Source organism: Curvibacter soli (assembly GCF_029211125.1).
In the GTDB taxonomy this organism is placed as follows: domain Bacteria; phylum Pseudomonadota; class Gammaproteobacteria; order Burkholderiales; family Burkholderiaceae_C; genus Curvibacter_A; species Curvibacter_A soli.
This window is the reverse complement of sequence record NZ_JARGEN010000059.1, coordinates 1-20,972: the sequence shown is the minus strand read 5'-3', so window position 1 is coordinate 20,972 and position 20,972 is coordinate 1. Positions and strand designations below refer to the sequence as shown.

Here is a 20,972-nt window from a genome sequence, read left to right as displayed (position 1 = left end):
ATGGCCAGCTTTCACAAACAGCTTGTTCTTAACCAGTGGTTGTTGGGCTTCTTCAAGGGGGGCAGTCTTGCCGGTCTGAAAGTTCGTCTGGGTGAAGATCGGCACGAAGGCATAGATGATGATGGGCAAACCGGCTTCTTTCATGAGCTGACTCAGAACCTGTTTGAAGTGGATCGGTTCAGTGAGCAAGAGCTTCGCCGCTATGACCTGAACATCGTCCAGCACTGGAACGCCATTACCGAACGGCGTAACAAGCTTGAGGGCACCGTTCTCAATATGAAGTATTTCCAGTATCTGTCTCTGCTCTTCACAGAGATTTATCTGGACTGGTATTTCAACAAGCCCCAAGCCTTGCTGGATGGCCTGAACGAGCAACTGAAAACCTACAACAAGCAGGCCGATGCGGATAACCGCTTTCAGCCGTTCAATGCTGACGAGCTGAACAAGCTCGCCTTCTGGAATGCTACGGGTAGCGGCAAGACCCTGCTGCTGCATGTGAATATTCGCCAGTACCTGCACTATTTCCAAAACGGCAAGGATACCTACCCAGACAAAATCATTCTGCTCACGCCGAATGAAGGCTTGTCTCGCCAGCACCTGGCTGAACTGAACTTGTCGGGTTTTGGCTTCAGTCGCATGTTTGAAAAGAATCGCAGTGGTGTCTTCAAGGGCACGATTGAGATTATTGACATCAACAAGCTGGGCGACGAAATGGGCGACAAGACCGTTGCTGTTGAAGCCTTTGAAGGCAAAAACCTGGTGCTGGTGGATGAAGGCCACCGTGGCACGGGCACCGCAGCAGGGGCCTGGATGTCTCGCCGTGAAACGCTGGTTCGTGGTGGTTTTGCCTTTGAGTATTCCGCCACCTTCGGTCAGGCTGTTGCCAAGGGTTTTACGGTTCAGAAGGCCGAAGCCGAGTTGATGAAGAAGAAGGCGAAAGTCCTTTTTGAAACCACGAACCTGAAGAAGCTGGATGAGTCGCAGAAGCAGTCTTTGACCCTGACCACGGAAGAAAAACGGCGGGCTCGCACCTTGGCAACCCGTGAGGTGTACGCCAAAAGCATTCTGTTTGACTACTCCTACAAGTTTTTCTACGAAGACGGCTACGGCAAGGAATCGCTCATCCTGAACCTGAAGGATGAAGACTTCAGCCAAGAAGACATTGCCCGTCAATACTTCACAGCCTGCCTGTTGAGCTTCTACCAGCAGCAATACCTGTGGGGAGCGAACCGCGACAAGCTGACCGATTTCAACATTGAAAAGCCCTTGTGGGTGTTCGTCGGCAATACGGTGTCGGGTGAAGATTCGGACATCCTGAATGTGTTGCGTTTCTTTGCGGGGTTCCTGAACGATGAAGCCAAAACCAAGCTGTGGCTGAAGGATTTGCTGGCTAATACGGCGCGCTTGCTGGACGGCAAGGGTCGCAATATTTTCCATGACCGTTTCACCCCGTTGATGGCGTTTAGTGCAGATGATGTGTACAGCGGCATCCTGAAGCTCTTGTTCAATGCTGATGCCAAGCAACGGCTGAAGGTGGTCAATCTCAAAAACAGCAAGGGCGAACTGGTGCTTCGGGTGGGTGAGTCGGAGCCGTTCGGCTTGATCAACATCGGTGACGATGCAGGCTTTTTCAAGGAAGCCGAAAAGCCAGAAAACTTGGCACTTTTTGACACGGAAGCGGATGACTTCGGCGGGTCGGTGTTTGGCACACTGAACAACAAGGACAGCGAGTTGCATGTTCTGATTGGCTCCCGAAAATTCACTGAAGGCTGGAGTAGTTGGCGGGTTTCCACCATGGGTCTGCTGAACATGGGGAAGGGCGAAGGCTCTCAGATCATCCAGTTGTTCGGGCGTGGTGTTCGTCTGAAAGGGCGGGATTACTCTCTCAAGCGCAGCACACCGGCCCAACGGCCAAAAGGGGCACACCTTGAACGCTTGGAAACCCTGAATATTTTTGGCGTGAATGCGGGCTACATGGCCGCCTTCAAGGAATACCTGAAAGAAGAAGGGATCACCCCGACCGACGAAATCATTGAACTGGATTTTGAGACTCGGCCCAATCTTCCGAAGAGCAAGCTCAAAACCCTGTCGTTGAAGGATGGCTACAAGGACAACCAGATCAAGGGATTCAAGCGCACCGTTTATCCGTGGCTCTATGAAGTGCCTGCTGAGTTTGCGGGCAAGATCAAGGAAGCCCACATCACCTTGGACTTGTATCCCAAGCTGGAAGCACTGGCCAGTCAGGACAAGGGCGGGGCTGGTCCTGAAGGCAATATTCGGCACATGGGCAAGATTGCCAGTGAAACCATGGCACTGTTTGACTTTGATCGCATCTACCTGGCGGTGCAAGAGTTCAAGCAACTGCGAAGCTGGAGCAATCTGCGACTAGACCGGGCTCGCCTGATGGATTTTTGCCTGGACCATCATGACTGGTACACGTTGTTCATCCCGAAGTCTGAACTGAGCATTCGTGGCTTTGCCGACATTCTCAAACAGGAAGAAATTCTGATCCGTCTGCTTCAGGACTACACCGACAGGTTCTACAAGTCGTTGAAGTCCGCGTATGAAGGGCAGTTTTACGACATCGTGACCGTCAAGGAAGACGACGACACGCTGCTCAAGGTTTATCAGTTTGAGATTGAAGACACCGAAGACGGTGAAGCCTACGAGAAGAAACTGAAGCAGCTCCAAGCGTTGGTGCGGGATGGCAAGCTGGGCGAAGCGAGTCAGTGGAATGCGGGTCAGATGGTAGCGATCTGTTTTGACAGTCATCTGTATTACCCCCTGTTCGCCATTGAAGGCGCGGTTCCGCTAAAAATGCGTCCCCTTGCTTTTGATGCACCCAGCGAAATCCAGTTTGTTCGGGACCTGGAAGCTTTCTATCAGTCGCCATTGGGGCAACAGATCATCGGTAAGCGAAGTCTCTATCTGCTGCGCAATGCCGATACCAAAGCCAAGGGGCTGGGCTTTGCCTTGGCGGGCAATTTTTACCCCGACTACCTGCTATGGCTGGTAGATGAAGAAACGGGTCAGCAGTGCCTGAACTTCATTGATCCGAAGGGCATTCGGCAGATGAACCTGACCGATCCCAAGTTGGGTCTATACAAGGAAGTGAAGGTGCTTCAGGAAAAACTGGGGGACCCCAAGCTGACCTTGAATGCATTCATTCTGTCTGGGACGGCATTTGGCGACTTGCTGAATGTGACTTGCAAGCAACAGGAACTGGAAGAGCGGAATGTTCTCTTCATGGACGAAGGTGGGCCGGCTTACCTGAAGAAAATGTTTGAACGGACTGGGGTGCTGTGATTTTGGAGACCACGGTTCCAAACCGTGGTCTCTTGGCTGCTGCCATTTTTAGCGGTCGGCATTGTAGGTGTCATTGGTCACATTGGTGCTGCTGTGACCAGCCAGCAAGCTGATTTCCTTGGGTGTCAGTTTCTCGCCATTTTGCAGCTTGCGAATGATGCCTGACAGGTCTTGGTCAATGGCAACTTTCTGCTTTTCAATCTCGGTCGTCTTCAATCCGAAGACCTTGGCAAGCTTGAAGTTGTTGCCTTCGGCTTGACGTAGGTTGTTCGTGATGGCGGTCCTTCTTGTGTCATGGAAGTAAAGCCGTTCTCTTTCGTTATCGTAGTAGCCAAGTTGCTTCGTTGCTTCAACCCAATAAGCGCGCATGTTGAAGTAGGTCAGCTTGAACACTTTGCCTTTTTCCTTCCTTTGTTCGTTCAGGTATTCAAGGAAAGAAGGCTCAATGGGGATGTCACGGGGCTTTCCGTTTTTTGTTTTTGGGATCAAGACGGTCTTGTTTTTCCAATCAATGTTTTCCCATTCCATTGAAAGACACTCAACACGGCGGCAGCCTGAGTAGATGCACTGGATGAAGCAATAGTAGGGCTCTTGGTTGGCCTTCATTTGTAGATATTCTGCAATCTTCAATGTTTGTTCTTCATTGATTATGGTTCTTCTACTGTTGTCAGGCTTGGGCTTCTCGTTTCTGGGGAGTTTCTTCACGGGGTTTTCAAGACCATCTTCAAATTCAGTGAAGTATTTATAGGCGTGGGTGAAGGCGCCCGAAATTGTAGAAAGCTCACGAAGTAGGGTGTTGGCCTTCACCTTTCTTGCCTTGATGTAGGCAATGATAAGCTGCATATCAACAGTCTCAACGAAAAAATCGCCAAATGGAATTCCGTCCTTCATGTAGTCAAAGGAATCATTTCGGGTCTGCTCAATGATTGCCTGCACAATCGTCTTGCTGTACTTGTACTTGTTGATCCGCTTGTGAATCAGCTCGTATGGAATCTTGAACTCAGGAATGGCCCTTAGACTGCGATTGTGATTGGTCTTGTAGGAGTTGGGGCTCTGTTTGGACAGGTGTTGCTTGAAGTGCTCCGCCAAGAGCATTCTCATGGTGATCTTGTTCGCTTCGGTGATCAGGTTCTCTACCGTGGCCATGCCCGATAGCTCTTTTTCCTTCTGGGCTTCCCAATTCTTGGCTTCTAGCTCGGTGTCACACAGCTTGGTATGAACCTTGCCGTTGTGCTTTACCTGGGCACGGTATTTGACTACTGTGATGTTCCGCTTGGTCTCTGGATTCTTGCGGGAATACTCAACGGTATAGACGGACATGCTAAATCCTTCATGTGGTGTGGCTGCAAAAATGTGCGGCCGCAGAATGCTAAAAGCCAGATCGGCACAAAGAAAAAAGTTTGTGCCAAATTTGTGCCGCGTTCAAGAAATTTGTGCCGAAAAGCCTGTTAAAAATCGTTGTAAGTCGTTATTTTATAACAAAGTACAGTGCTTTAGTGACCGTTTCAACAAGAGCCAGCAAGACGGATTGCTGCCGTTCGTGGAGTCCGGCCTGGTGACCTTCGTGGGCGCGACGACCGAGAATCCCTCGTTCGAGGTCAACTCGGCCCTGCTGTCGCGTGCCCAGGTCTACGTGCTGCAGTCCCTGACGGACGACGAACTCCGGCTGCTGGCGGGGCGGGCGCAGGCCAAGGTGCTGACGCGCCTGCGGCTCGACGATGCCGCCGTGGACACGCTGGTGGGCTATGCCGATGGCGACGCGCGCCGGCTGCTCAACCTGCTGGAGCAGGCCGACACGGCGGCGCGCGCCGCGGGCGTGCAGGCGGTGGACGCCGCTTTCCTGCAGAACGCGCTGACGCTCAACGCCCGCCGCTTCGACAAGGGCGGCGACAACTTCTACGACCAGATATCGGCGCTGCACAAGTCCGTGCGCGGCTCGCACCCCGACGCCGCGCTCTACTGGCTCACCCGCATGCTCGACGGCGGCGCCGACGCGCGCTACCTGGCGCGGCGCATCGTGCGCATGGCGTGGGAGGACATCGGCCTGGCCGATCCGCGCGCCATGCAGATCGCGGGTGACGCCGCCGCCACCTACGAGCGCCTGGGCTCGCCCGAAGGCGAACTGGCGCTGGGCCAGGCCGTGATCTACCTGGCCATCGCGCCCAAGAGCAACGCGGGCTACACGGCCTACAACCAGGCTCGCGCGTTCGTGCGCAAGGACAAGTCGCGCGAGGTGCCCATCCACCTGCGCAACGCGCCCACCAAGCTCATGAAGGAACTGGGGCACGGCAAGGCGTACCGCTACGCCCACGACGAGCCCGAGGCCTACGCGGCGGGTGAAACCTACCTGCCCGACGGCATGCCCGAGCCGGGCTGGTACCAGCCGGTGCCGCGCGGGCTGGAGGCCAAGATCGCCGACAAACTCGCCCACCTGAGGCAACTCGACGAGGAGGCCGGCAGAAAAGGCTGAAGACTGTGGCCGATGGCCGGGCCTGCGATAAGCAGGAGGACTGGCAAATCGGTTCAATCAGTATTTCTAATGCAGTGAAATTCGCGCTGATTCAGCCCGAATGCCCGGGAAAACCCTTTCTGGCCGTGATTTCCGGCCTTGCGGGGCCCTGGCTACAATGCGCCACCTCCAACCCGCGCGGCCCGTCCCTGGCGGGTTTTTTGCTAGTGCAGTGTTCGATGCTTGGCGGCACCAATAAAAGCGATGCGTTTTGGCGCAGGGCAAGGCGCAAACCACAGCGATAGCCGTAGCTATCGCGAGGATTTGCAACGCCGCCATGCGGCAAAAGGCGCGGTTTTATGTGCTGCTTGGCGTTGAACACTGCACTAGATGGCATGCAGTCCTTACAAGGGCCAGGCCACCGAAGCCTGCCCGAGGGGCCCGTCACACAAGTCGAAGGGAAATTTCTTATGGACACTCTGCTGCAGCAGATCATCAACGGTCTGGTCCTGGGCAGCATGTATGCCCTGGTGGCCTTGGGCTACACCATGGTGTACGGCATCATCAACCTCATCAACTTCGCGCACGGAGAGGTACTCATGGTCGGCGCGCTGACCAGTTGGACCATCATCGGCCTCATGAAGAGCGCCATGCCCGGCACCCCCGGCTGGATCGTGCTCATCATTGCGCTGCTCATCTCGTGCGTGGTGGCCGCCACGCTCAACTTCGTGATCGAGAAGGTGGCCTACCGGCCTCTGCGCAACAGCCCCAAGCTGGCGCCGCTGATCACCGCCATCGGCATGTCCATCCTGCTGCAGACGCTGGCGATGATCATCTGGAAGCCCAACTACAAGCCCTATCCCACGCTGCTGTCCAGCGAGCCCTTCTTCATCGGCGGCGCGGTCATCACGCCCACGCAGATCATGATCCTGGGCCTCACCGCCGCCTCGCTCGCGCTGCTGATGTGGGTGGTCAACTACACCCGCCTGGGCCGCGCCATGCGCGCCACCGCCGAAAACCCGCGCGTGGCGGCGCTCATGGGCGTGAAGCCCGACATGGTGATCTCCGCCACCTTCATCATCGGCGCCATCCTGGCGGCCATCGCGGGCATCATGTATGCATCCAACTATGGCACGGCCCAGCACACCATGGGCTTCCTGCCGGGCCTCAAGGCCTTCACCGCCGCGGTGTTCGGCGGTATCGGCAACCTGGCCGGCGCCGTGGTGGGCGGCATCCTGCTGGGGCTGATCGAATCCATCGGCTCGGGCTATATCGGCCAGCTCACGGGCGGCCTGCTGGGCAGCAACTACACCGACATCTTCGCCTTCATCGTGCTCATCATCGTGCTCACGCTGCGCCCCTCGGGCCTGCTGGGCGAGCGCGTGGCCGACCGCGCCTGACGGCCAGAGAAGAAGAAGGACCGAACCATGAAACCTCAGAATCTTTCCCGCTGGATCGCGGGTGCCATCGCGCTGCTGGTGCTGCCGTTCCTGCTGCAGTACTTCGGCAACGCCTGGGTGCGCATCGCCGATCTGGCCCTGCTCTACATCATGCTGGCGCTGGGCCTCAACATCGTGGTGGGCTACGCCGGCCTGCTCGACATGGGCTACGTGGCGTTCTACGCCGTGGGTGCCTACCTGTTCGGCCTGCTGGCCTCGCCCCAGTTGACCGAAAACTTCCCCGCCTTCGCGGCCCTGTTCCCGAACGGCCTGCACATCTCGCTGTGGCTGGTGATCCCCCTCGCGGCGCTGCTGGCGGCGTTCTTCGGCGCGCTGCTGGGCGCGCCCACGCTCAAGCTGCGCGGCGACTACCTGGCCATCGTCACGCTGGGCTTTGGCGAGATCATCCGCATCTTCCTGAACAACCTCGACCACCCGATCAACATCACCAACGGCCCCAAGGGCATAGGGCAGATCGACTCGGTCAAGGTGTTCGGCCTGGACCTGGGCCGGCGCCTGGACCTGTTGGGCTTCGACATCTCCTCCGTCACGCTCTACTACTTCCTGTTCCTGTTCCTGGTGCTGGTGAGCGTGCTGATCTGCTACCGCCTGCAGGATTCGCGCATCGGCCGCGCCTGGATGGCCATCCGCGAGGACGAGATCGCCGCCAAGGCCATGGGCATCAACACCCGCAACCTGAAGCTGCTGGCCTTCGGCATGGGCGCCAGCTTCGGCGGCGTGTCGGGCGCGATGTTCGGCGCCTTCCAGGGCTTCGTGTCGCCCGAATCATTCAGCCTCATGGAGTCGGTGATGATCATCGCCATGGTGGTGCTGGGCGGCATCGGCCACCTGCCGGGCGTGATCCTCGGCGCGGTGCTGCTGTCGGCGCTGCCCGAGGTGTTGCGCTACGTGGCGGCGCCCCTGCAGGGCCTGACCGACGGGCGGCTCGACGCCTCCATCCTGCGCCAGTTGCTCATCGCCCTGGCCATGATCGTCGTCATGCTGCTGCGCCCGCGCGGCCTGTGGCCGGCGCCCGAGCACGGCAAGTCGCTGCGCGGCAAGCCCGCCCCGTCCGAAGCGCCCGGCATCGAAACGCCCGCCGACGAAGTGCCCCACGAGCCGGCCCGCCCGATGTCCATCAATCCGTGAGCGCCCCAGGAGTTTTTCGCAAATGACGAATACCGTATTGAAAGTCGCGGGCATCTCCAAGCGCTTCGGCGGCCTGCAGGCCCTGAGCGATGTCGGCATCACCATCGAACGCGGCCAGGTCTATGGCCTGATCGGCCCCAACGGCGCGGGCAAGACGACGTTCTTCAACGTCATCACCGGCCTCTACACGCCCGACAGCGGCAGCTTCATGCTGGCCGGCCATCCCTACGAGCCCACGGCGGTGCACGAGGTGGCCAAGGCGGGCATCGCGCGCACGTTCCAGAACATCCGCCTGTTCGCCGAGATGACGGCGCTCGAGAACGTGATGGTGGGCCGCCACATCCGCACCCGTTCGGGCCTGTTCGGCGCGATCTTCCGCACCAAGGGCTTCAAGGCAGAGGAGGCCGCAATCGCCAAGCGTGCGCAGGAGCTGCTCGACTATGTGGGCATCGGCAAGTACGCCGACTACAAGGCCCGCACGCTGTCCTATGGCGACCAGCGCCGCCTGGAGATCGCCCGCGCGCTCGCCACTGACCCGCAGCTCATCGCACTCGACGAGCCCGCCGCCGGCATGAACGCCACCGAGAAGGTGCAACTGCGCGAGCTGATCGACCGCATCCGCCGCGACAACCGCACCATCCTGCTGATCGAGCACGACGTGAAGCTGGTGATGGGCCTGTGCGACCGCGTGACCGTGCTCGACTACGGCAAGCAGATCGCCGAGGGCACGCCTGCCGACGTGCAGAAGAACGAAAAAGTGATCGAGGCCTATCTGGGCACCGGAGGACACTGAGAATGGCCGAGAAATCCAACAAAGTTCTATTGCAGGTCAAGGGCCTGAAAGTGGCCTACGGCGGCATCCAGGCCGTCAAGGGCGTCGCTTTCGAGGTGCACGAGGGCGAGCTGGTATCGCTGATCGGCTCCAACGGCGCGGGCAAGACCACCACCATGAAGGCCGTCACCGGCACACTGCCGTTCAACGACGGCACCATCGAGTACCTGGGCAAGAGCATCCGCGGCAGGGGCGCCTGGGATCTCGTCAGGGACGGCCTGGTCATGGTGCCCGAGGGTCGTGGCGTTTTCGCGCGCATGACCATCACCGAGAACCTGCAGATGGGCGCGTACATCCGCACCGACAAGGCCGGCATCGCCGCCGACATCGACCGCATGTTCGCCCTGTTCCCGCGGCTGAAGGAGCGCCGCGACCAGCTCGCGGGCACCATGTCGGGCGGCGAGCAGCAGATGCTGGCCATGGGCCGCGCGCTCATGAGCCAGCCCAAGGTGCTGCTGCTCGACGAGCCGTCCATGGGCCTGTCGCCCATCATGGTCGACAAGATCTTCGAGGTAGTGCGCGACGTGTATGCCCAGGGCGTGACCATCCTGCTGGTGGAGCAGAACGCGAGCCGCGCGCTGCAGATCGCCGATCGCGGCTACGTGATGGAGTCCGGCATCATCACCATGACCGGCGCAGGGCGCGAGATGCTCAGCGACCCGAAGGTGCGTGCGGCCTATCTGGGTGAATAGCGCGCCTGGGTCGCCCGGCAGCGAAAGAGACGGCCAGGCGTGCCTTTCTTCCTTGCACAGTAGCGGTACTGGATGCCCAGCGAGGGGGCGCTCGCGCCTTCGTGGCCCGTGCCGACGAAATGGAGGTCGTGCCGCCGCTCCCACTCCAGCACGGCGGCCCACTGCGGCGTGAACCACCAGCGCGCGCCTGGATAATCCCGGCCCTATGAACCTGGAAACGGCAGTTGACCGCTTTGTATCCCTTGACAAGCCGCATGAAATCTATCGTTGATGACTCCGATGGCGTTCACCTCGTGGGTGAGAGCGCTATGCACCCGCCAGCACCGCGCTCGGCGCGCCATGCGGCGTTGCTCCTCCTTGCGGGCAGCAAGCCCGCCGCGTCGTCGCGTCTTGCCTGGCACCCCGATCACGGCACCGGCAGGCGCATCCAACTGCCGTTTCTAGGATGAACTTTTTCCACGCTTTCCCGGTGCCCGCGCAGACGGTGCTGCTGCTGGTGCTCAGCAATGTCTTCATGACGTTCGCGTGGTATGGCCACCTCAAGAGTCTGGCATCGTCGCCGTGGCACGTCGCGGCGCTGGCGAGCTGGGGCATCGCGCTGTTCGAATACCTGTTGCAGGTGCCTGCCAACCGCATCGGCCATACGGTGTTCAACGTCGGGCAGCTCAAGATCATGCAGGAGGTGATCACGCTCTCGGTGTTCGTGCCCTTCTCGATGTTCTACCTGGGCGAGCCCTTCCGCTGGGACTATGTATGGGCGGGCCTGTGCATGGCCGCTGCGGTCTTCTTCATGTTCCGTGGGGCTTGACGCCGGGCTGCCGTGCTGGTGCATAAGCTCGCGCAGCCATCGCATATGCAAACGTCGCATGCTGCGGCGTTTGCACCCTGGGTGCTGCGTTGCAACCTATGGCGCGGTGTCGTTTCGGCTCGGTTGTGGGTCGAGGCGCCGCGCGATGAGGCCATGCCAATCCCAATCGGTATCCGGTTCTGATGGCTATGCCGGATACGGTGTGGGTGCATGCCGTATCCAGTGAGCCGACGATTACTCTTGTTTTGATAGCTGCTGCCGCCCGTAAAATAAGCGCTGGAGGCCGATTTCATTGTGAAATCTTGCGGGCCTCGTCGATCTGGTATTCGAAGTAGCGCTGGAAGCTGAAGGCCAGGCTGGCCATCAGCACGCCCGTGCCGACCAGCAGCGCCAGCGCGATGCCCGCCACCGTGGGCCAGCCGGTGCCGCCGGCGGCGGCCTCGGGGCTGGCGGCGCGGTTGAAGCGCCGGTTCCACTGCTCGGGCGACATCAGGCCGTAGACGATGGCCGTGAGCGCGCAGCCCGCGATGGTGAAGCCCAGCAGCGGGATCAGCAGCCAGCTTCCCTGGTCGTCTAGCCCGTACAGGCGCACCCGTTCGATGCCGTACAGGCCCAGCGCCGTGGGTATCGGCAGCAGCCAGCCCAGCAGGTCGCCGAAGCCGCGCAGGTAGAAGCGGTGCAGCCCCAGCGGCCCGCCCAGGAAGGTCAGCCACACGGCCAGCGTCTTGTTCTTCATGGTGGTGTCACGCGGGTGTTGTCGTGTCGCCCGCGCCCAGCGCCTTCTGCATCAGCACCGTGTCGTGCCAACGGCCGAACTTCCAGCCACTGGCGCGCAGCACGCCCGCGGGCGCGAAGCCCAGCGCCGCATGCAGGCCGATGGAGCCCGCGTTGTCCGAGCCGCCGATTACCGCCACCATCTGGCGTGCGCCCGCGGCCTCGCAGCCGGCGATCAGCGCGGCCAGCAGCGCCCGGCCCACGCCGCGGCGCTGGGCGGACGGCGCGAGGTAGATGGAGTTCTCCACGCAGAAGCGGTAGGCCGGGCGCGGCCTGAAATGGTTGGCGTAGGCATAGCCCAGGATGGCGCCGTCCGCGTCCTCGGCCACGAGGTAGGGCAGGGGCTTGGCCAGCACGTCGGCGCGGCGCTCGCGCATGGCGGCGAGCGTGGGCGCTTCCAGCTCGAAGCTCGCGGTGCCGGTCAGCACGTGGTGGGCATAGATGGCCGTGACGGCGGGCATATCGCCGTCGCGGCTGGGGCGGATGGTGGGCATAAGATGAAAAAGATATAATCGCAGGTTTTGCAGCGTGTCGCTGGCCGGGTGGCCAGTCGCGTGTCTCAACGCTGGAAAATCCGTTCCGGAATGCCGCCTGCTAAAAAAGCAGCCGACCGACCGGTGCACCACCCGAAGGATAAATCATGGTCGTCATTCGACTCTCCCGCGGCGGCTCCAAGTCCCGTCCGTTCTACAACATCGTCGTCGCGGACAAGCGCGTGCGCCGCGATGGCCGCTTCATCGAGCGCCTGGGCTTCTACAACCCCACCGCCAAGGAAGGCGAGGAGGGCCTGCGCATCGCGCAGGACCGCCTGACCTACTGGAAGGGCGTGGGTGCGCAGCCGTCGCCGACCGTCGAGCGCCTGGCCCAGCAGGCCATCGCCAAGGCCGCGGCCTAAGGCCCGCCGGCACCATCGGGCGCCCGCATCCGCTGGTGCCTGCCAGCCCCCGCATCCGCCATGGCGCCCCTCGAACCCGCAGAGCTTCCCGCCGACGCGATCGAGGTCGGGCGCATCGCCGATGCCTGGGGCATCAAGGGCTGGTTCAAGGTATTGCCCTACAGCGCCGATCCCCAGGCGCTTTTTTCTTCCAAGCGTTGGTTCCTTCAGCCCGCCGAAAAGGGCGCCCGCACGTTCGAGGGCACCTGCCGGCTGGCCATCAAGGAGGCGCGCGAGCATGCCGACTCCGTCGTCGCCAGCGCCCACGACATTCCCGACCGCAGCGCCGCCGAGGCATTGCGCGGCGCACGCGTCTTCGTGCCGCGCTCCAGCTTCCCGAGCGCCGACAGCGACGAGTACTACTGGGTCGACCTGATTGGCCTCGATGTCGTCAACCGCGAAGGCGTGGCGCTGGGCCAGGTGCGCGACCTGCTTTCCACCGGCCCGCAGACCGTGCTGGTGATCGAATACGCCGATGAGGACAAGACGCTGGAGCGCATGATTCCCTTCGTGTCGGCCTTCGTGGACAAGGTGGAACTGCCCGAGCGCCGCATCACGGTCGACTGGCAGCCTGATTACTGACCGCCGGCGACACTTGCGGCCCGGCTGCGCCACATGCGCTTCGACATCGTCACGCTGTTCCCCGAACTGTTCGCGCCTTTCCTGGAGAGCGGCGTGACGCGCCGCGCCTATGCCTCGGGCCAGGTCGAGGTGCGGCTCTGGAACCTGCGCGACCACGCCGAGGGCAACTACCGCCGCGTGGACGACCGCCCGTTCGGCGGCGGCCCCGGCATGGTGATGATGGCCGAGCCACTGGCGCGCTGTCTGGCGGCCATCCGCGCCGACCGCGCGGACGATGGCGCGCCCGTGGTGCTGTTCTCGCCCATCGGTCGGCCGCTCGACCATGGGGCGGTCGAAGCCTGGTCCACCAGCCCGGGCGCCATCCTGCTCTGCGGCCGCTACGAGGGGCTGGACCAGCGCTTCATCGACCGCCACGTGGACGCGCAGATCAGCCTGGGCGACTTCGTGCTTTCGGGCGGCGAGATCGCGGCCATGGCGCTGCTCGACGCCGTGGCGCGCCTGCAGCCTGGCGTGCTGCACGACGAGGGCAGCCACCAGCTCGACAGCTTCAACCCCGCGCTCGACGGCCTGCTCGACTGCCCGCACTACACCCGGCCCGAAGTCTGGGAAGGGCAGGGCGTGCCCGAGGAGCTGCTCTCGGGCCACCACGCCCGCATCGAGCGCTGGCGGCGCGACCAGCGGCTGGCGCTCACCGCGCGCCATCGGCCCGACCTGATCGCCGCCGCGCGCGCCGCGGGCCGGCTGGCGGGCGAGGACGAGGCGGCATTGGCGCGCCTGCTATAATTGCAGGCTCTCCAGATCCTCTGGCCGGCCACGCCGGGCCGGGCACCTTATCTGCCTTAAGCAGGTAGTGCAGCACGCGGCCCGGCATCAACCGTCATTCAGACCCTTGCCAACCACGGCGCGGCCATGATCGCTCAAGGAACCGACATGAACCTGATCCAGACCCTCGAACAAGAGGAAATCGCCCGCCTGGGCAAGACCGTGCCCGAATTCGCCCCCGGCGACACGGTGATCGTCAGCGTCAACGTGGTCGAAGGCACCCGCAAGCGCGTGCAGGCCTTCGAAGGCGTGGTGATCGCCAAGCGTAACCGCGGCCTCAACAGCGGCTTCACGGTGCGCAAGATCTCCAGCGGCGAAGGCGTGGAGCGCACGTTCCAGACCTACAGCCCGCTGATCGCCGGCATCGAGGTCAAGCGCCGCGGCGACGTGCGCCGCGCCAAGCTGTACTACCTGCGCGAGCGCAGCGGCAAGTCGGCCCGCATCAAGGAAAAGCTGCCCTCGCGCGCCAAGACCGCCGCAACCGCCGCGACAGCCGCCTGAGGAACAACCCCTCGCCGCCGCAGCCCAAGCCGCTACAGCGCCCGCCTGTAGCGGCTTTTGTCTTTTGGCGCGCGCCAGCGCCTACGCCGTGAACCCCGCTTCTTCCGCCCCCGCGGTCTCGTCCGTCATCGCATCGCTGTCGGCGCTGCCCAACTTCGACCCGCGCGCCGTGCCCGTGGCCGGCGTGGACGACGCACTGCCGCCCGTGCCCGCCGCTGCCCTCGCGCCCGCCGCGCTGCGCGCGCGCTTCGCGCAGCCGCCCGCCTGGACGCCCGAGGTGCGGGTCGACCCGCGGCTGCCCAGCAGCGCGCGCGAGCCCACGCGGGCCGCCGTGCTCGTGCCCATCGTCCTGCGCGACGCCGGGCCGACCGTGCTGCTCACCGAACGCACGGCGCACCTGTCCAACCATTCGGGGCAGGTCGCCTTTCCCGGCGGCCGCGCCGACCCGGGCGACCGCGACGCTGCCGCCACGGCGCTGCGCGAGACGATGGAAGAGGTGGGCATCGCCGCCGCCTTCATCGACGTGCTGGGCCACCTCTCGACCTACGTGACTGGCACCGCGTTCGTCGTCACCCCCGTGGTCGGCCTGGTGCGTGCGGACTACGAACCACGGCCCAACGCCTACGAAGTGGCCGACATGTTCGAGGTGCCGCTGGAATTCCTCATGAACCCGGCGCACCACCGCCGCCACGTGCTGGACACGCAGGGCATGCGGCGCGAGTGGTTCTCCATGCCCTACCAGGATGGCGGGCGCGAGCGTTTCATCTGGGGGGCGACGGCGGGGATGCTGCGCAACCTCTACCGCTTCCTGAGCGCCTGAGGGGCCGGTAAAACGCGGGCGACGGCTGCCTGGCCGCTATCATTGCCGCCCATGAGTTTCTTTGCCATCTTGCTCGCCCTGCTGCTCGAACAAGCCCGGCCCCTTTCCCCCGCCAACCCCATCCACGGCGGCCTGCGCGCCTGGGCCCTGTCGGTCAGCCGCAATTGCGACGCCGGGCGGCCGCACCATGCCTGGATCGCCTGGGGCCTGGCGGTGCTGCTGCCCACGCTGCTCACGCTGGGCCTGTACTGGCTGCTGCTCTGGGGGCTGGGCTGGCCGTTCGCCATGCTCTGGAGCGTCGCCGTGCTCTACCTCACGCTGGGCTTTCGGCAGTTCAGCCACCATTTCACCAACATCCGCGACGCGCTGGAGACGGGCGACGAGGATGCGGCGCGCGCCCGGCTGGCCGAGTGGCAGAAAGTGGACGTGGGCGACCTGCCGCGCAGCGAGATCGTGCGCCACGTGCTCGAATATTCCGTGCTCTCGGCGCACCGCCACGTGTTCGGCGTGCTGGCGTGGTTCTCCATCGGTGCGGCCTTCGGGCTCGGGCCCCTGGGGGCGGTGCTGTACCGCGCGAGCGAGTTTGTCTCGCGCTACTGGGCCTACAAGCAGCGTGCGCAGCCGCAGGCCGTGAGCCCGGCGCTGCAGCGCGCGGCGGCGCAGGCCTGGACGCTGGTCGACTGGCTGCCCGCGCGGCTCACGGCGCTGTGCTTCGCCATGGTCGGCAGCTTCGAGGAGGCCATCGAGGGCTGGCGCTTCCACGCCCAGCAGTTCCCCAACGACAACGACGGCGTGATCCTGGCCGCCACGGCGGGCGCCATCAACGTACGCCTGGGTGGCGAGGCGCTGAAGACCGTGTACGCGCCCGGCACCACGCAGGGCCTGCAGGTCGGCACCGAGATCGGCGACAGCGACAGCACGCCGGGCCGCGAGCCCGAAGTCGGCCATCTGCGCAGCGTGGTGGGGCTGGTCTGGCGCTCGGTCGTGGTGTGGATGCTGCTGCTGGCGCTGCTCACGCTGGCGCGCTTGCTGGGCTGAAGTGAAACACTCCCCCAGGCTTTTGCCCACTGCGTGTGGCCGCCAACCCCCTCGCCGGGGGCGATACCGGCGGCCCGGCAAAGCCGGTTGCGCGGTATCCCTGGCATTGGGCTGCGCTAGTGCAGTGTTCGATGCTTGGCGGCACCAATAAAAGCGATGCGTCAAAAGGCGCGGTTTTTATGTGCTGCTTGGCGTTGAACACTGCACTAGTTTCATGCGCTGCGGGTGGTGCGAAGCGCGGTGGAGCAACTGAAGTGAGACAACGCCCCGAGCCGCTGCGCTGGGGTGCAGCGGTTTCACGCGGCGCGGATCACGCAATCAGTGTGTTGGATAGCTGGTTTTATCGACAAAAAGTGCCGCCAGCGCAGGTGCAATAAGCGGTGGAAGCTATTAATTCAGGAGCATTGCATGCCAGCCGCCGATACTGCCGCGCCACCGTTCTGGAGCCCCGTGGTGGCCGGCCTGCAGCCCTACGTGCCGGGTGAACAGCCGCGCATGGCGGGGCTGGTGAAGCTCAACACCAACGAGAACCCGTACCCGCCGTCGCCGCGCGCCATCGCCGCCATCGAGGCCGCGGCGCGCGGCGCGCACGGGGGACTGCAGCTCTACCCGGACCCGCAGGCGCAGGCGCTGCGCGAGGCCATCGCGGCGCGGCACGCGCTGTCGGCGCCGCAGGTGTTCGTGGGCAACGGCTCCGACGAGGTGCTGGCGCATGCGTTCTTTGCCTTCTTCCAGCACGCGAGTCCGCAGGCGAGCCCGCCCGCCGCGGGCGAGCCGCTGCTGATGCCCGACGTGACCTACAGCTTCTACCGCGTGTACTGCGGGCTCTACGGCATCGCGGCGCAGCCGCAGCCGCTCGACGCGCGCCTGCGCATCGACGTGGAGGCGCTCGCGGCGCGCGCTGCCGCCGCGCCCTGCGCCGGCATCGTGCTGGCCAACCCGAACGCGCCCACGGGCATCGGCCTGCCGCTGGCGGCCATCGAGCGGCTGCTCGCGGCCTGCCCGCACCGCGTGGTGCTGGTCGATGAGGCGTATGTCGATTTCGGCGGCGAGAGTGCCGTCGGCCTGGTGGCCAAGTATCCAAACCTGCTGGTGGTCCACACGCTGTCGAAGTCGCGCTCGCTGGCCGGCTTGCGCGTGGGCGTGGCCTTTGGCCAGCGGCATCTGGTGGAGGCGCTGGAGCGGGTGAAGGACAGCTTCAACTCCTACCCGCTCGACCGGCTGGCGCAAGCCGGCGCGCAGGCGGCGTACCAGGACGAGGCGTATTTCGCGCAGACGCGCCGCGCGGTGATGGACAGCCGCGAGGGCCTGACGCTGGGACTGGAAGACCTGGGCTTCGAGGTGCTGCCTTCGCAGGCCAACTTCGTGTTCGCGCGCCACCCGGCGCGCGATGCGGCGCAACTGGCGGCGGCGCTGCGCGAGCGGGCCGTGCTGGTGCGGCATTTCGCGCGGCCCGAACGCATCGCGCAGTACCTGCGCATCAGCGTGGGCACGCCCGCGCAGTGCGACACGCTGCTGCGGGCGCTGGCGGAGATCCTGGCGTAGCCGCGTTCAGTAGCGCTGCGGCGCGCTCAGCTCGGCGAACAGGTCACTATATATTTTGTAGCGGCTGGCGCTTATTCCGCCTGCGCTGTAGGCCGTTTTGACTGTGGAAATCACGCCGCAGCCGGGCTCGTGCAGGTGGGTGCAGTTATAGAACCTGCATTCCTGCGCATGCGCGCGCAGGTCGGGCATGCAGGCTGCCAGGTGCATGGGCGCGATGTGGCGCAGGCCGAATTCCTGGAACCCCGGCGAGTCGAGCAGCGCGGTGCCGGCGGCGCGGTCCACCCAGTACCAGCTCGTGGTGGTGGTGGTGTGCTTGCCCGAGTTGAGCGCCTGCGACACCTCCCCCGTGGCCGCCAGCGCGCCGGGCACCAGCAGGTTGATGAGTGTGCTCTTGCCCGCGCCCGAGGGGCCGAGCACCAGGGTGGTCTTGCCCGCCAGCCGCCGCAGCAGCTCGGCGCGCCGCGCCGCGCCGGCCTGGGCCAGCGACAGGCCCAGCACTTCGTAGCCCATGTCGCGGTAGGGCTGCAGGCGCTCCCAGGCGCGGGTGTAGGGCGCCGCCAGGTCGCTCTTGTTGAGCACCACCAGCGGCGCGATGCGCGCGTCCTCGGCGGCGATCAGTGCGCGGGCGAGCTGGCTTTCGGAGAACACCGGGTCGGCGGCAACCAGGATCAGCACCAGGTCCAGGTTGGCCGCGAAGGATTTGCTGCGCACCTCGTCCTGGCGGTAGAACAGGTTGCGGCGCTCCTCCACGCGCTCGATGGTGCCCTCGTCGCGCGAGGGCTGCCACAGCACGCGGTCGCCCACCACGGCGGCGCTTTTCTTGCCGCGCGGGTGGCAGATCACGCGCGTGCCGTCGGCGGTCTCCACCATGCAGTGGCGGCCATGGCTGCTCACCACGAGGCCGCCGCGCAGCGCATCTGCCGACTGCGGCGGCGCATCCGTCATTGCAGCAGCGCGTCCACGCGCCCCGCGCAGTCGAAGTCCGTGGCCGACAAGCCGCCCACGTCGTGCGTGTTGAAGCGAACCACGCAGCGGTTGTAGTGCACCGACAGGTCGGGATGGTGGTCCTGCACGTGGGCCACCATGGCCACGGCGTTCACGAAGGCCAGGGTCTCGAAGTAGTTGGCGAAGTGGAAGGTCTTCTCGATCGCCACGTCGGTGCCGTCGCCGTGCAGCGCCCAGCCTTGTAGCTGTGCCAGCATTGCTACTATTTCAGTAGCGGTTAGCGCCCGCCGCACCTGCGCGGACCAGTCTTTTGGCTTGAAATCGGATGCCATGGCGTTGTTCTCCGGTGGTCAGCCCGCCAGGCGGGCCAGCCGCTCCGTGGCGGGTGGGTGGGAATAGTAGAAGCGCGCGAACACCGGGTCGGGCGTGAGCGTGGAGGCATTGTCCTCGTAGAGCTTGAGCAGGGCAGACGACAGATCGGCGCCGCTGGTCTGCGCCACTGCGTAGGCGTCGGCCTGGAACTCGTCGCGGCGCGAGAGCTGGGCGAACAGCGGCGCGACGAAGAACAGGAACACCGGCGCGGCCAGCAGGAACAGCAGCAGCGCCAGCGCGTCGTTCGGGGCGGCCAGGGATGGGCGCACGCCCAGGCACGTGTAGAACCAGGTTTGCGCTGACAGCCAGCCCAATAGCGCAAAACCAGCGAGCGTCGCCACGAACATGCCGGCCATGCGCTTGACGATGTGCCGGTGCTTGAAGTGGCCCAGCTCGTGCGCCAGCACTGCGTCCACCTCGGGCGGCGAGAGGCGCTCCAGCAGCGTGTCGTAGAACACCACGCGCTTGGACGCGCCGAAGCCCGTGAAATACGCATTGCCATGCGCGCTGCGCCGGCTGCCGTCCATCACGAACAGGCCCTTGGCCGCGAAGCCGCAGCGCTGCATGAGCGCGGTGACGCGGGTCTTGAGCGTCTCGTCGGCGAGCGGCTGGAACTTGTTGAACAGCGGCGCGATGAAGCTGGGGTAGACCAGCATCAGCAGCAGGTTGAAGCCCGTCCACACGCCCCAGGCCCAGAGCCACCACCAGGCGCCCGCCGCGCCCATGAGCCAGAGCACCACGGCGGCCAGCGGCAGGCCGATGAGCGCGCCCACGAAGGCGGCCTTCGCCAGATCGGCCAGCCAGAGCCGCCAGTTGGTCTTGTTGAAGCCGAAGCGCTCCTCGATGACGAAGGTCTGGTAGAGCGAGAAGGGCAGCTCCAGCGCGCCGCCGATGAGCGCGAAAGCCGCCAGCAGCGCCAGTTGCTGCACCATGCCGCCGCCCAGCCAGCCGAGCAGCGCCTGATTGAGTGCATCGAGCCCGCCCAGCAGCGTCCAGCCCAGCAGCACCGCCGCGCCGAAGGCCAGCTCCAGCAGCCCGAAGCGGCCCTTGGCGATGGTGTAGTCGGCGGCCTTCTGGTGCGCCGCCAGGCAGATGCGCTGCGCGAACGGCGCGGGGACCGCGGCGCGGTGCAGCGCCACATGGCGGATCTGGCGCGTGGCGAGCCAGAACTTGGCGGCAAGCCCCAGCACCAGGGCCGCGGCGAAGGCCAGCGTGAACGCCAGCGAGGAGGAAATGGGTGCGGACATATGCGCGAGAGTGTATCGGCGACAATGCTCGCCTATGTCCGACACGCAAACCCCTTCGAGCGCCGCGCTGGCGAAATCCGACCAGAACCTCGTCTGGCTCGACTGCGAGATGACCGGCCTGGAGCCCGAAACCGACCGCCTGTTGGAGATCGCCGTCATCGTCACCGGCCCCGACCTGGAGCCGCGCATGGAAGGCCCGGTATGGGTGATCCACCAGTGCGACGAGCAGCTCGACAAGATGGACGCCTGGAACAAGGGCACGCACGGCAGGAGCGGCCTGATCGACAAGGTGCGCGCCTCCACCGTGACCGAGGCCGAGGCCGAACTGCAGATCATCGACTTCCTGAGCCGCTACGTGCCCAGGAACGGCAGCCCCCTGTGCGGCAACACCATCGGGCAGGACCGGCGCTTCCTGGTCAAGTACATGCCGAAGCTCGAAGCGTTTTTCCACTACCGCAACATCGATGTGAGCACGCTCAAGGAACTGGCCAAGCGCTGGAAGCCCGCGGTCTACAACGGCTTCAAGAAAGCGCAGAAGCACACGGCGCTGGCCGACGTGCACGAGTCCATCGACGAGTTGGCCTACTACCGCGAGCATTTCCTGGTCAAGTGAGCTTGGCATAAAGCAGCAGTCTTTTCCAATTCGGGTATGAGCCCAATACTGTTTAGTTAAAACAAATGCTTGGTTTTGGGTCGCATGGCTGATTGATGGGGTCG

Annotated in this window: 21 protein-coding genes and 1 pseudogene; 16 read left to right on the top strand and 6 right to left on the bottom strand. The window is 63.8% G+C overall.

The features are described 5' to 3' along the window. Entirely contained in the window at window positions 1–3,306 is a 3,306-nt protein-coding gene (locus tag PY257_RS13280; RefSeq protein WP_275742598.1) for a DEAD/DEAH box helicase family protein, read from the top strand. A gap of 48 nt (window positions 3,307–3,354) precedes the next feature. Here the strand turns inward: PY257_RS13280 and PY257_RS13275 are convergent, their stop codons facing one another. Next, window positions 3,355–4,626, bottom strand: coding sequence for a tyrosine-type recombinase/integrase (locus PY257_RS13275; RefSeq protein WP_275742597.1), 1,272 nt, complete (start codon window positions 4,624–4,626; stop codon window positions 3,355–3,357). 181 nt (window positions 4,627–4,807) lie between these two features. Here PY257_RS13275 and PY257_RS13270 point away from each other — a divergent pair. From PY257_RS13270 to PY257_RS13240, 7 genes and pseudogenes are all read left to right on the top strand, one after another. Next, window positions 4,808–5,776: pseudogene (locus tag PY257_RS13270) on the top strand (replication-associated recombination protein A); the annotation flags it as partial. 449 nt (window positions 5,777–6,225) lie between these two features. Next, the gene (locus PY257_RS13265) at window positions 6,226–7,155 is read left to right on the top strand and encodes a branched-chain amino acid ABC transporter permease (RefSeq protein WP_275742595.1); all 930 of its coding nucleotides are present in this window, start codon (window positions 6,226–6,228) and stop codon (window positions 7,153–7,155) included. Between the two features lie 27 nt (window positions 7,156–7,182). Next, the gene (locus PY257_RS13260; protein WP_275742593.1) at window positions 7,183–8,343 is read left to right on the top strand and encodes an ABC transporter permease subunit; all 1,161 of its coding nucleotides are present in this window, start codon (window positions 7,183–7,185) and stop codon (window positions 8,341–8,343) included. Between the two features lie 22 nt (window positions 8,344–8,365). Beyond that, complete coding sequence (locus PY257_RS13255; protein ID WP_275742591.1) at window positions 8,366–9,136, top strand: ABC transporter ATP-binding protein; 771 nt, start codon at window positions 8,366–8,368, stop codon at window positions 9,134–9,136. A 2-nt stretch (window positions 9,137–9,138) separates the two neighbouring features. Next, window positions 9,139–9,867 (top strand): ABC transporter ATP-binding protein, encoded by a 729-nt coding sequence (locus PY257_RS13250; protein WP_275742589.1) that lies wholly within the window; start codon window positions 9,139–9,141, stop codon window positions 9,865–9,867. 254 nt (window positions 9,868–10,121) lie between these two features. After that, a complete protein-coding gene (locus tag PY257_RS13245) occupies window positions 10,122–10,316 on the top strand; it encodes a hypothetical protein (RefSeq protein WP_275742587.1) in 195 nt (64 codons plus the stop codon). After that, the gene (locus tag PY257_RS13240) at window positions 10,313–10,675 is read left to right on the top strand and encodes a DMT family protein (protein ID WP_275742585.1); all 363 of its coding nucleotides are present in this window, start codon (window positions 10,313–10,315) and stop codon (window positions 10,673–10,675) included. The genes PY257_RS13245 and PY257_RS13240 overlap by 4 nt, the downstream gene beginning before the upstream one ends. A gap of 289 nt (window positions 10,676–10,964) precedes the next feature. On the opposite strand, the gene PY257_RS13235 is transcribed toward PY257_RS13240, so the two are convergent. Then, window positions 10,965–11,411: a TM2 domain-containing protein gene (locus PY257_RS13235; RefSeq protein ID WP_275742583.1), complete on the bottom strand. Its 447-nt coding sequence runs from the start codon at window positions 11,409–11,411 to the stop codon at window positions 10,965–10,967. Between the two features lie 7 nt (window positions 11,412–11,418). After that, a complete protein-coding gene (locus PY257_RS13230) occupies window positions 11,419–11,943 on the bottom strand; it encodes a GNAT family N-acetyltransferase (protein WP_275742581.1) in 525 nt (174 codons plus the stop codon). Between the two features lie 146 nt (window positions 11,944–12,089). On the opposite strand from PY257_RS13230, the gene rpsP reads away from it, so the two are divergent. The 7 genes from rpsP (at window position 12,090) to PY257_RS13195 (ending at window position 17,691) form a co-directional block, all read left to right on the top strand. Beyond that, complete coding sequence (gene rpsP, locus PY257_RS13225; protein ID WP_275742578.1) at window positions 12,090–12,344, top strand: 30S ribosomal protein S16; 255 nt, start codon at window positions 12,090–12,092, stop codon at window positions 12,342–12,344. A gap of 60 nt (window positions 12,345–12,404) precedes the next feature. Next, a complete protein-coding gene (rimM, locus tag PY257_RS13220; RefSeq protein ID WP_275742576.1) occupies window positions 12,405–12,965 on the top strand; it encodes a ribosome maturation factor RimM in 561 nt (186 codons plus the stop codon). A gap of 33 nt (window positions 12,966–12,998) precedes the next feature. Continuing rightward, window positions 12,999–13,748: a tRNA (guanosine(37)-N1)-methyltransferase TrmD gene (gene trmD, locus PY257_RS13215; protein ID WP_275742574.1), complete on the top strand. Its 750-nt coding sequence runs from the start codon at window positions 12,999–13,001 to the stop codon at window positions 13,746–13,748. A 147-nt stretch (window positions 13,749–13,895) separates the two neighbouring features. After that, window positions 13,896–14,288: a 50S ribosomal protein L19 gene (gene rplS / locus PY257_RS13210; protein ID WP_275742707.1), complete on the top strand. Its 393-nt coding sequence runs from the start codon at window positions 13,896–13,898 to the stop codon at window positions 14,286–14,288. Window positions 14,289–14,376: 88 nt separating this feature from the next. Further along, window positions 14,377–15,108 (top strand): CoA pyrophosphatase, encoded by a 732-nt coding sequence (locus PY257_RS13205; protein WP_275742705.1) that lies wholly within the window; start codon window positions 14,377–14,379, stop codon window positions 15,106–15,108. A 51-nt stretch (window positions 15,109–15,159) separates the two neighbouring features. Further along, the gene (locus tag PY257_RS13200) at window positions 15,160–16,146 is read left to right on the top strand and encodes a CobD/CbiB family protein (protein WP_275742572.1); all 987 of its coding nucleotides are present in this window, start codon (window positions 15,160–15,162) and stop codon (window positions 16,144–16,146) included. A 408-nt stretch (window positions 16,147–16,554) separates the two neighbouring features. Continuing rightward, window positions 16,555–17,691: a pyridoxal phosphate-dependent aminotransferase gene (locus tag PY257_RS13195; protein WP_275742570.1), complete on the top strand. Its 1,137-nt coding sequence runs from the start codon at window positions 16,555–16,557 to the stop codon at window positions 17,689–17,691. 6 nt (window positions 17,692–17,697) lie between these two features. Here PY257_RS13195 and rsgA read toward each other — a convergent pair whose 3' ends face one another. From rsgA to PY257_RS13180, 3 genes are read right to left on the bottom strand one after another with little or no spacing between them, the layout of a single operon-like run. Next, a complete protein-coding gene (gene rsgA / locus PY257_RS13190; protein ID WP_275742568.1) occupies window positions 17,698–18,636 on the bottom strand; it encodes a ribosome small subunit-dependent GTPase A in 939 nt (312 codons plus the stop codon). Next, window positions 18,633–18,968, bottom strand: a complete 336-nt coding sequence (locus tag PY257_RS13185; protein ID WP_275742566.1) for a 4a-hydroxytetrahydrobiopterin dehydratase — start codon at window positions 18,966–18,968, stop codon at window positions 18,633–18,635. The genes rsgA and PY257_RS13185 overlap by 4 nt, the downstream gene beginning before the upstream one ends. An 18-nt stretch (window positions 18,969–18,986) precedes the next feature. Further along, window positions 18,987–20,255, bottom strand: coding sequence for a M48 family metallopeptidase (locus PY257_RS13180; RefSeq protein WP_275742564.1), 1,269 nt, complete (start codon window positions 20,253–20,255; stop codon window positions 18,987–18,989). Between the two features lie 34 nt (window positions 20,256–20,289). On the opposite strand from PY257_RS13180, the gene orn reads away from it, so the two are divergent. Then, window positions 20,290–20,868: an oligoribonuclease gene (gene orn, locus PY257_RS13175; RefSeq protein WP_275742562.1), complete on the top strand. Its 579-nt coding sequence runs from the start codon at window positions 20,290–20,292 to the stop codon at window positions 20,866–20,868. The last annotated feature ends 104 nt before the right edge of the window (window positions 20,869–20,972 follow it).